An 11,868-nucleotide genomic window follows, 5' to 3' on the forward strand; every position below is an offset into this window, starting at 1 on the left:
TTGCGGCCTTTAGAATGTTATATTTTATGTGAAAACAATCACATGTTTTGGCATGACGATTGCATATAAAAATAAATATTGAAGGTAGATGAAAAGAGATGTTAGTAGAGAGTTATGATCCATTTCACAATCTTGCAATTTCTGCATTGATTGCAAGTATCCCGATCATTTTATTCCTGTTATGTTTAACAGTCTTTAAAATGAAAGGAATCTACGCAGCTGTGACAACACTTGTTGTGACACTTGTGATTGCATTATTCATATTCAAATTGCCAGTGGGTGTTGCCTCTGGTGGTATCGTAGAAGGTTTTTACCAAGGTATCTTACCAATTGGCTTCATCGTTATTATGGCAGTTTGGCTTTATAAAGTTATTGTTGAAAGCGGACAATTTTCAGTCGTTCAAGACAGTATTACAACGGTTTCTGAAGACCAACGTATCCAATTATTACTCATCGGTTTTGCATTTAACGCATTTTTAGAAGGTGTTGCAGGATTCGGTGTACCTATCGCTATCTGTGCGGTATTATTAATTCAATTAGGATTTAAACCATTGCAAGCAGCGATGCTTTGTTTAGTTGCAAACGGTGCAGCTGGTGCTTATGGTGCCATCGGTCTACCGGTTTCTGTTATTGATACATTAGCATTACATGGTCACATTTCTGCTTTACAAGTATCGCAAGCATTAAATCTAAGCTTACCTATTTTAAGTATCATTGTTCCTTTTATGTTGATCTTTATTTTAGATGGTATGAAAGGTATCAAAGAAACATTACCAGCGATTATTGTTACTGTTGTTCCGTTCGTTGTGTTACAAATCATATTTAACCAATTTTTCGGACCAGAGTTAGTGGATATTATTCCACCACTTGCATCAATGGCATCTTTAGCGTTGTTCTCTAAAAAATTCCAACCGAAAAACATTTTCCGTTTGAATAAAGACGAACAAAAATTAGAAGTGCCACATCACTCAGCAAAAGAAATCATTTTTGCTTGGAGTCCATTTATTATCTTAACAGCATTAGTACTTGTTTGGAGTTCTAAATCATTCAAAGGTTTATTTGCTGAAGGTGGCGCATTGTCATTCTTCAACCTTCAATTTGGCATTCCAGGCACTAACAACGATGTTTCTGGCCATCCAATAATGTTGACTTTCAACATTATCAACCAAACAGGAACAGCATTATTGTTAGCAGGTGTCATTACAATCTTGCTTTCGAAAACAGTCAATTTCAAACGTGCAGGTGCATTACTTGGCGAAGCATTTAAAGAATTATGGTTACCTATTTTAACAATTTGTTTCATTCTTGCCATCGCTAAAATTACAACATACGGTGGCTTAACAAATGCAATGGGTGAAGGTATTTCTAAAACAGGTAAAGTCTTCCCATTCTTGTCACCAATTTTAGGTTGGATTGGCGTATTTATGACAGGATCAGTAACAAACAACAACGCGTTGTTTGCACCTATCCAAGCTTCTGTAGCACCACAAGTCGGCACAAGCGGGGCATTACTCGTTGGTGCGAATACGGCAGGGGGTGCGATTGGTAAATTGATTTCACCACAATCAATCGCCATTGCAACAGCAGCAGTTAAACAAGTAGGTAAAGAATCTGAACTATTAAAAATGACTTTAAAATATAGTGTAGGATTATTAATATTCTGGTGTATCTGGACATTTATCCTATCTCTTATATTAAGTTAAGTTTTAATTGATTAAGCGCTGAGATGAAAATCTCAGTGCTTTTTTTATGGTTAGAAAAGGGAAAAATGACAAGTTAAAATGCAAATGAATAATGTGAGCTATGCATACAAGTCATTATGATTAGACTAAAAACACAGATATGAATCACTTGACTGATTTATTAAAAAATTTTTAAACAAATATTAAGGGGGATAATGGGGCTTTTTATGCACATGCACATATCAGTGTGGTCATTTAAAACGTTCATTTATTATAGCGAAATATTAATTTAGTAATAGTATTTGAATATAGGTAAAAAACACCTAAATATAATTATAGAGTAAGCATCTCAAGAAGTGAGGAATATCACAAAATGGGGTGCTTTTAAAATTGGAATCCGAAGTCTCTAAACAAAAGTATATTGCAGAAAACAAGAATAAATTCTATTTTATTATACATTAAAAAATAATTTAGAAATTTTGTCGTGATTAATATAAAGATAACATAGGATTATTTATATTTATTAAATAGAAGCTGTCTAACAAACAAGAGTAGAGCAATATAAATTTTAATAAACAAAGTTGTCAACTCAATATGTAATGATATTAAGAACACTTATAAAAATAAATAGGTTGTTCAAATCTTATTTTGATAGTAGGTTATAAATAGAGATTTAATTTTTATTATCTTTAATTTAATAAAGTAACCTTTATTGAATTGAGATAAATACTTTAGGAGGTTTTAGTTTAATGAAAAAATCTAGAAAACTTGATTTTTTGCCGAATGTAAACAATAGGTATTCGATACGTAAGTTTACAGTAGGTACAGCTTCTATTTTATTAGGGGTCACGTTAATATTTGGTGCTTCTAATGATGAAGCGAAAGCAGCTGAAAAAGAGGGCGCAACAGAAAATGTAGAAAGCAGCACTGCTTCCGATGGAGTCACAAGCGATGAAAATTTAAATCGTGAAGAAACAACTGAGGTCACTAAGGAAGAACCTGCTAACAATGAAATTACAACTGAAGCCTCAAATATAGCTAAAAACGAAGCCACATCAAATTCGATTGAAGAAAATGACGACACAAATGAAAACACTCCAGAATCGACTACAGAGCCTACTTCGAATGAAACTGACAATGAAAAAGCAGAAACTGAAACAACTCCAAATGAAACTTTAGAAGAAAACACGACTAGTGAAAACCCACAAACATTAAAAGAAGAGAATTCAACAAGCACAGCAAATGAAGATAATGCAGAATCTCATAAGCAAATAGAATCAAACAATAATGAGAAGCCTGAAGTTGAAACATCGACTGATTCATCAAATCAAACGCAATCAACAGTTGAAAAAGAAGATTTAAGCACGAATAAAAATTCTGATAATTCAGATAAAATTACCTTACCGAATGAAGCGGCAACAGAGGTTGATGGCAATAAAGAAGTGATTAAAGCCAATAATAACATTTCAAATGTATCTCCAGATATTAATCGTGTTACAGATAGAGCGACTGCAGTTGATTACTATGCAAAGGCAGCAAACATCACAACAAAAGAAGCAGAAAAAGTAATCAGTGATTTAAACTTAGATGGAGATAAATTGACAGCACAAGAATTACAATTCGCGTTAATTAATGCATTAGCAAATCAACAAAATGCGAACACACCTGTTGCAACAGCTTTTCGTGCTGCACCAACTGCAGCTAATAGACAAGCAACGAATTTAGCGGCAGCAACACCAACAGCGTTGTCAATCGGATCAAAAGAAATTATTGAAGCTGATGCACTCGCAAATGGTTATATTAATTCTTCAACTGATGCTTCGAATGCAGCCAATACCCTATCAGGTAGAGCGTGGGTTGTAGACAGAGGTACACCTGCAACAACAGAAAACGGATTATCTCCTGTACCAGAAGGCACTAAAGTGTATATGCAATGGATTGATAAAGATGGTTCAGTTTCACCAACTTATGTAGCAAGTACAACAAATAAATTATCTTCTTCAAATGCGTCACAAGTGGGTCCAGGTGCTTATGCATTTGATTTAAGAAAAGCTTGGGTGGATGCGCTAGGAAATGAACATAAGTATAGAGCGGTATCAGGTCAGTACTATCGACTGTGGATTGAGGATTTCCAAACAGTAAATGGAAATACAGCATCAATGATTCGCCAAGCGGGTGGCTTCTTCCCTGGTTCTTATGTTAACTCAGTTACAAACTCAAGTCTTGGTCAGTTTCCTTTAGTTGGAACAAATATGCAACGGACAGGGGTATTCATGGGCGTACGTCCTACAAACGATTATGTAACAAAAGAGCGTCAAGATTGGATTCATGACGAACAAGGTCCTATAAATAATATTGCAGTTTCAACAAATGCAAGAAATACTGTCTCAGGTAATGTATGGTTAGAAACCGGTGCAGGAGATTACGCTAACTCTGGTACGGGTCCTAATGATAATAATAAAGATCCACAAGCTGAAGGATACACTGTGATTATGTCTTCTTTAACGAACGAGGGGGCACAAGCATATAAAGCGCAAGTTGATAGCTTGCCAGAAGGTGAAAGAGCTGATGCTGCTAAAACGCTATTAACAGATCATCCAGAATATATTTCTGCAACGGTTTATGGAGAAACAGATTCAGAAGGAAGATACACTTTAAGATTCCCGAAAGATAGTTTGAATCCTAATTATTTATATGGATATGTAACAGATCCAGAAGGAAATATCGTTAAAACTTATTCGTCTTACACAAGTCCTGAGTTTAGAAAACCAAACAGTAATTTATCATGGACGCCTCAAGCGGCACCAGGACAGAATTTGGTTCAAAATCCAATGTGGTACAATGTGAATTTTGCTGTCGTACCTAATACAGATATTAATTTAAATATTGTTAACTTTAATAATACAGACAAACCAGCTATTCCGGGCGATACAGTTAATATTGATTTAACTGGTGGCCAGTTATCTCCAATTCCAACTAATATTGAATGGAGAGATAAGAATGGTAATGTTGTACAAAAAACTGAAGACATTACTTCTTTAACAGATGGAGAGCAAAAAGGTGTATTGGTAGTACCAGAAACTGCTAAAGATGGGGATGTTTATACAGTATATCTCGTAGCGGGTGGTAATAATGTTGCGGCAGATTCATTCATTGTAAAAATTACTGATGAGCGTACTTATGAACCAGAAAGCAACGGCGTAACAAAAGATTACGGCACAGGTGTAACAACTGAAGATGTGATTAATTCTGTAACAGTTCCAAACTATCCGGAAAATAAAGGAGATTACACTGTAGCGGTTGATGATCCAGCACAATTACCAAATGGTACTCAATCAGGTACAACAAATGCAGGCGTAACAGTGACATACCCAGATGGCACAACGGATCACATTACAGTACCAGTCACAATTGGTGAACAACCAGACAATGATGCCTACGAACCACAAAGTAACGGTGTGAACAAAGATTACGGTACAGGTGTAACAGCAGATGAAGTAATCGGATCAGTCACAGTGCCGAACTATCCAACAGACAAAGGAGATTACACTGTAACGGTAGATAATCCAGCACAATTACCAAATGGTACACAATCAGGAACAACAAATGTAGGCGTGACAGTCACATATCCAGATGGAACAACGGACCACATTACAGTACCAGTGACAATTGGCGAACAAGCAGACAATGATGCTTATCAACCACAAAGCAATGGTGTGAACAAAGATTACGGTACAGGTGTAACAGCAGATGAAGTAATCGGATCAGTAACAGTACCAAACTATCCGGAAAATAAAGGAGATTACACTGTAGCGGTTGATGATCCAGCACAATTACCAAATGGTACACAATCAGGAACAACAAATGTGGGTGTAACAGTCACATATCCAGATGGCACAACGGATCACATTACAGTACCGGTCACAATCGGTGAACAAGCGGATAATGATGCCTACGAACCACAAAGCAACGGCGTAAACAAAGATTACGGTACAGGTGTAACAGCTGACGAAGTAATTGGATCAGTGACGGTACCGAACTATCCAGCAGATAAAGGCACACCAAATATTACAGTAGACAGTCCTGAGCAATTGCCAAATGGTAACGAAGCAGGAACAACAAATGTAGGTGTAACAGTGACATATCCAGATGGCACAACGGATCACATTACGGTGCCGGTTACAATTGGTGAACAAGCGGATAACGATGCCTACGAACCACAAAGCAATGGTGTGAATAAAGATTATGGTACAGGTGTAACAACTGAAGATGTGATTAATTCTGTGACAGTACCGAACTATCCAGAAGATAAGGGCGACTACACTGTATCGGTAGATAATCCAGCACAATTACCGGATGGTACTCAATCAGGTACAACAAATGTAGGCGTAACGGTCACTTATCCAGATGGAACGACAGACCACATTACAGTGCCAGTGACAATTGGTGAACAAGCGGATAACGACGCTTATCAACCAGAAAGTAACGGCGTGAATAAAGATTACGGTACAGGTGTAACAGCAGATGAAGTAATCGGATCAGTGACGGTACCGAACTATCCAGAAGGAAAAGGCACACCGAATATTACAGTAGACAGTCCAGAGCAATTGCCAAATGGAAATGAAGCGGGAACAACAAATGTAGGTGTAACAGTGACGTACCCAGATGGCACAACGGACCATATTACGGTGCCAGTGACAATCGGTGAGCAATCAGATAATGATGCCTACGAGCCACAAAGCAATGGTGTGAACAAAGATTACGGCACAGGTGTGACAACTGAAGATGTGATTAATTCAGTAACAGTGCCTAATTATCCAGAAAATAAAGGGGACTACACTGTAACGGTAGATAATCCAAATGAATTGCCAAATGGAAATGAAGCAGGAACAACAAATGTAGGCGTAACAGTGACATACCCAGATGGCACAACGGATCACATTACAGTACCAGTGACAATTGGCGAACAAGCGGATAATGATGCCTACGAACCGCAAAGTAATGGTGTAAACAAAGATCATGGCACAGGTGTAACAGCTGAAGACATCATTGGATCAGTAACTATTCCAAATTACCCAGAAGGAAAAGAGGTACCAAAAGTTACTATCGATGACCCGTCACAATTACCAGACGGAAGTCAATCAGGTACAACAAATGTAGGTGTGACTGTTACGTATCCAGATGGCACAACAGATCACATTACAGTACCGGTTACAATTGGTGAGCAAGCAGATAATGATGCCTACGAGCCACAAAGCAATGGCGTGAATAAAGATCATGGCACAGGTGTAACAGCTGAAGACATCATTGGTTCAGTAACGATTCCAAATTACCCAGAAGGTAAAGAAACACCAAAAGTTACTATCGATGACCCAACACAATTATCGGATGGTACTCAATCAGGTACAACAAATGTAGGTGTGACTGTTACGTATCCAGATGGCACAACAGATCACATTACAGTACCAGTTACAATTGGCGAACAACCAGACAATGATGCCTACGAACCACAAAGCAATGGTGTAAACAAAGATCACGGTACAGGTGTAACAGTCGAAGATATCATTGGATCAGTAACTATTCCAAACTATCCAGAAGGTAAAGAAACACCAAAAGTTACTATAGACGACCCAACACAATTACCAGACGGAAGTCAATCAGGTACGACAAGCGTGGGTGTAACGGTGACGTACCCAGATGGCACAACAGATCACATTACAGTACCAGTTACAATTGGTGAGCAAGCAGATAATGATGCCTACGAACCACAAAGCAATGGTGTAAACAAAGATCACGGTACAGGTGTAACAGTCGAAGATATCATTGGATCAGTAACGATTCCAAATTACCCAGAAGGTAAAGAAACACCAAAAGTTACTATCGATGACCCGTCACAATTACCAGACGGAAGTCAATCAGGAACAACAAATGTAGGCGTAACAGTGACATACCCAGATGGCACAACGGATCACATTACAGTACCAGTTACAATTGGTGAGCAAGCAGATAATGATGCCTACGAACCACAAAGCAATGGTGTAAACAAAGATCACGGTACAGGTGTAACAGTCGAAGATATCATTGGATCAGTAACAATTCCAAACTATCCAGAAGGTAAAGAAACACCAAAAGTTACTATCGATGACCCAACACAATTACCAGATGGTAGTCAATCAGGTACAACAGATGTGGGTGTAACAGTGACGTACCCAGATGGAACGACAGACCATATTACAGTATCAGTGACAATCGGTGAGCAAGTGGATAAAGATGGCAATGAACCAAAAGTAGAAGGTATTACGAAGAAAGGTACGGGTGTTACTGTTGAAGATGTGATTGGCGTAATCACAGTACCAGACTATCAAGAAGATAAAGGCACACCACAAGTGACAGTAGACAATCCAAACCAATTGCCAGATGGAACACAATCAGGAACAACAGATGTGGCTGTAACAGTGACGTATCCGGATGGCAAAGCAAGTCATATTAATGTCCCAGTAACAATTGTAGAACAAGCTGAAGGTCAGTCTGAAGAAAGTAAAAATAATGAGCAAATTTCGAATAAAGGTAACCAAAAATCATTACCTGATACAGGTGGAAATGATAATAACGCTACAGTATTCGGAACATTATTTGCAGGATTAGGATCTCTACTATTTATTGGACGCAGAAAGCGTAATAAAGATCAATAAATGAAGTGATTATTAAAAATTGAAGGGGACAAGTTCTCCCCTTCAATTACCTTTATAACTTATGAAATAGTTGTAAATTTATAAAAATAAAACAAAGCCATTCAAAGATGAAACAAATATCTTTGAATGGCTTTTATTATGAGTTTATATTGTGTGGCTGAACGACGGCATCTATAGTGTCTTTGAATTGTTGATATATGGCTTCTGGTTGGTAGTTATCTACAGTTTTATACCCATTTTGTATAATCGGTTTAAGGTATTTAGAGCTATCATATTCCATGATTTCCAATATTTGCATTGCCAATTGTGAGGGTTGGTGGTGTGGAACTAAAAATCCATTTTGACCGTGATTTATGATGGATTCGGGTCCAGTGTTGCCATCAAAACTAATCACGATGCTCCCCTGATTCATTGCTTCCAAAATGGTCATGCCAAATCCTTCGTTGCGCGATGGTATGCAAGTGATCTTACTTTCAGCAATATAGGTACTTAAGTGTTGCGTTGTTGGACGTAAAAAGATTAAATCTTGAATGCGTAAAAAATTGATTTGTTGTTGTAAGGCTTCTTTTTCACTACCGTCACCAAAAATAGAAACAGTGTAACCAAAGTCTCTTAAATCATCTTGAATTTCAAAAATGGCTTGTATTAATAGATCGAACCCTTTTTCATATTCAAATCGACCTGCAGCAATAATTTGTCGCTTTTTCATAATGTGGTGGCGTTTTTCATCAATCATATTGGTAACGACAAAAATTGGAATATCCAAGTATTCAGCATAGCGCTTTTTGTCTTGAACCGTTAAAGTTGTCACTGCGCTGAGTTGTGGATAATAAGTCAGAATTTCATCTTTTAATTCAGGGGAATGGGCATCTAAGTTCATATGTTCCATTCCGATTGTTACTTGGTGATGTTTACCAAACCGAGCAATTAATATGTTATGGCTTGCACGCGTGCCGACAAAAACATCTGATTGATCATTTTGAATGGCATGGATGATTTTTTTCTCAATATAACTTGAATATTGACGATAGCCGGGCTCGTATTTGGATAAATATTTTGGTTTTAATAACGGTGTAAATTTACGAATTCGGTTGGCAGCGAGCGGCATCAAGTGACGTATTCTGAGTTGATAATAGATGAGAGGCTTGACGATGACACGTGAATCAAGATTGAAATAGGGTTTATCTTTAGATTTGAAAATAGAAATAATTGTCACTTGGTGTCCTTGACGAACGAGTTGGTTCGCGAGGTTTGTAATGGTTTTTACTGTACCGCCAACTGCATAAATGTTATGCATTAAAAAAGTGATAGACTTCATGTCGCATCCCTCAATTGCTTGCTTTTTATATATTATATCATTCTTAAAATCATTAGTGTTAGAGAAGTGATAATTTTATTCGGAATATTTGAAAATTTATATATACATAAAAATGTTAATTTGTTTGAAAGTAAAAATAGTAGTATTAAAAATTCATAATTTTAATCGCAAACGCTTTTTTCTTCTATGATTAAGGTATATAATTGAAGTAATAATCATCATGATGGGTGTACTTTGAGGCACATTTATCAAACAATTTTGAAAGATTGATGATGATTCATTTGAGTCAATGTGAGTTTGAGGCTGACGCTGTCACCATGTTACGTCAATTTTTACATATTTCGCGGTGAGATGGCGCAATCCATTTGATTACGTACTCACGCTTAACAAAGGGCAAAGCTGGGAATATGAATGAATTCACATTTAAGTGTGGTCGCTAGTTGATACGTAGCCAGTGACGTACTTCTATTGCTGCTTAAACTAAAGCCGTTAGAAGTTGAGCGCTCCTCACGGGATAGAATGTGGCAATGGATTCTGGGTTAAAATTGTCTATCCTACATGCAAACAAATGATTTAAAACGAAAAGGGGGACTGGATTGTTATGAACAACTTACATAACAAGACAGATGTCGTACTTATCGGCGGCGGAATTATGAGTGCTACATTAGGCACATTACTAAAAGAGTTGGAACCAGACTGGGATATTAATGTTTTTGAACGCTTAGATGAATGTGCGCAAGAAAGTTCAAATGTATGGAATAATGCTGGAACAGGTCATTCTGCATTATGCGAATTAAACTATACAAGCGAAAAAGAAGACGGCACGATGGATATTTCTAAAGCGATTAAAATTAACGAGCAATTCCAAGTGTCTAAACAATTTTGGTCATATCTCGTTAAAAAAGGTCAATTACAAAATCCTGAAGCATTTATTCGTACAGTACCTCATATGAGTTTTGTAACTGGGGAAGAAAATGTAAGATTTTTAGAAGCACGTGTAAAAGCACTCCGTGAAAATGTACTGTTCCAAGGCATGTCTCTAGCAGATGATTTTGAAACATTAAAAGAATGGGTGCCTTTAATGATGGAAGGCCGTGAAGATACAACGACACCGATTGCGGCAACGCGAGATGAATCGGGGACAGATGTCAATTTTGGGGCATTAACACGTAAGTTATTGTCACAAATTAAAGCCAAAGGGGGCGCGCTGTATTACGAACATGAGGTGTTAGACTTAAAGCAACATAAAGATGGAACTTGGACTGTGAAGATTAAAGATTTAAAAGAAAATCGTGTTTTCACAGTGTCATCTAAATTTGTATTCATTGGGGCAGGGGGCGCTAGTTTACCGTTATTACAAAAAACAGGTATCCCTGAATCCAAACATATTGGAGGCTTTCCGGTAAGTGGGCTGTTTTTAGTATGCAAAAATCCAGAAGTTGTGCAAAAACATAGAGCTAAAGTTTATGGTAAGGCTGAAGTAGGTGCACCACCTATGTCGGTTCCACACTTGGATACACGTTTTATTGATGGTGAACGTGCATTATTATTTGGTCCTTTTGCAGGTTTTTCACCTAAATTTTTGAAAACAGGTTCATATTTAGATCTCATTAAATCTGTGAAACCTAATAATGTCACAACTATGTTAGCAGCGGGTGCGAAAGAAATGGGATTAACGAAGTATCTCATCCAACAGCTGTTACTTTCAAATGATCAAAGAATGGCGGATTTAAAAGCCTTTGTACCAACTGCACAAAATGAAGACTGGGAAGTAGTTGTGGCCGGTCAACGTGTTCAAGTGATTAAAGATACTAAAGAAAAAGGTAAAGGCACGCTTCAATTTGGTACGGAAGTGATTACTTCTAAAGATGGTACACTTGCGGCACTTCTAGGCGCATCACCAGGTGCTTCTACTGCAGTTGCAGTGATGCTCGACATTTTACAACGTGCATTTCCAAATCAATTTAAAGAATGGGAGCCACGTGTAAAAGAAATGGTACCTTCATTCGGTAAGCGTCTTACAGATGAAATCGAACTTTTTAAATCTTTGAATCATGAAATTTCAAAACAATTAAAATTAGATGAGTCTGGTACATTATTAAGTTAATAGTGACTTATCTTTAAATATAGAAGTTATAAAGGCGTAACCAAAGCCTAATGAATGGGACAAAACTTG

Annotated in this window: 4 protein-coding genes; 3 read left to right on the forward strand and 1 reads right to left on the reverse strand. The window is 37.3% G+C overall.

Annotated features, from left to right (window positions below; genetic code table 11):
* Positions 1–98: 98 nt before the first annotated feature.
* Together MUA40_RS02395 and MUA40_RS02400 are read left to right on the forward strand one after the other, a co-directional pair.
* Entirely contained in the window at positions 99–1,703 is a 1,605-nt protein-coding gene (locus MUA40_RS02395; RefSeq protein ID WP_016426220.1) for an L-lactate permease, read from the forward strand.
* A 728-nt stretch (positions 1,704–2,431) separates the two neighbouring features.
* Entirely contained in the window at positions 2,432–8,374 is a 5,943-nt protein-coding gene (locus MUA40_RS02400) for a Rib/alpha-like domain-containing protein (protein ID WP_262569828.1), read from the forward strand.
* Between the two features lie 136 nt (positions 8,375–8,510).
* Here the strand turns inward: MUA40_RS02400 and MUA40_RS02405 are convergent, their stop codons facing one another.
* Entirely contained in the window at positions 8,511–9,692 is a 1,182-nt protein-coding gene (locus MUA40_RS02405) for a glycosyltransferase family 4 protein (protein WP_016426224.1), read from the reverse strand.
* A gap of 601 nt (positions 9,693–10,293) precedes the next feature.
* Here MUA40_RS02405 and mqo point away from each other — a divergent pair.
* On the forward strand, positions 10,294–11,799 hold the full coding sequence (gene mqo, locus MUA40_RS02410; protein ID WP_016426225.1) for a malate dehydrogenase (quinone): 1,506 nt from the start codon (positions 10,294–10,296) through the stop codon (positions 11,797–11,799).
* The last annotated feature ends 69 nt before the right edge of the window (positions 11,800–11,868 follow it).

Origin of the sequence: Staphylococcus schleiferi, assembly GCF_025558325.1 — a bacterium.
GTDB classification, from domain to species: Bacteria; Bacillota; Bacilli; order Staphylococcales; family Staphylococcaceae; genus Staphylococcus; species Staphylococcus schleiferi.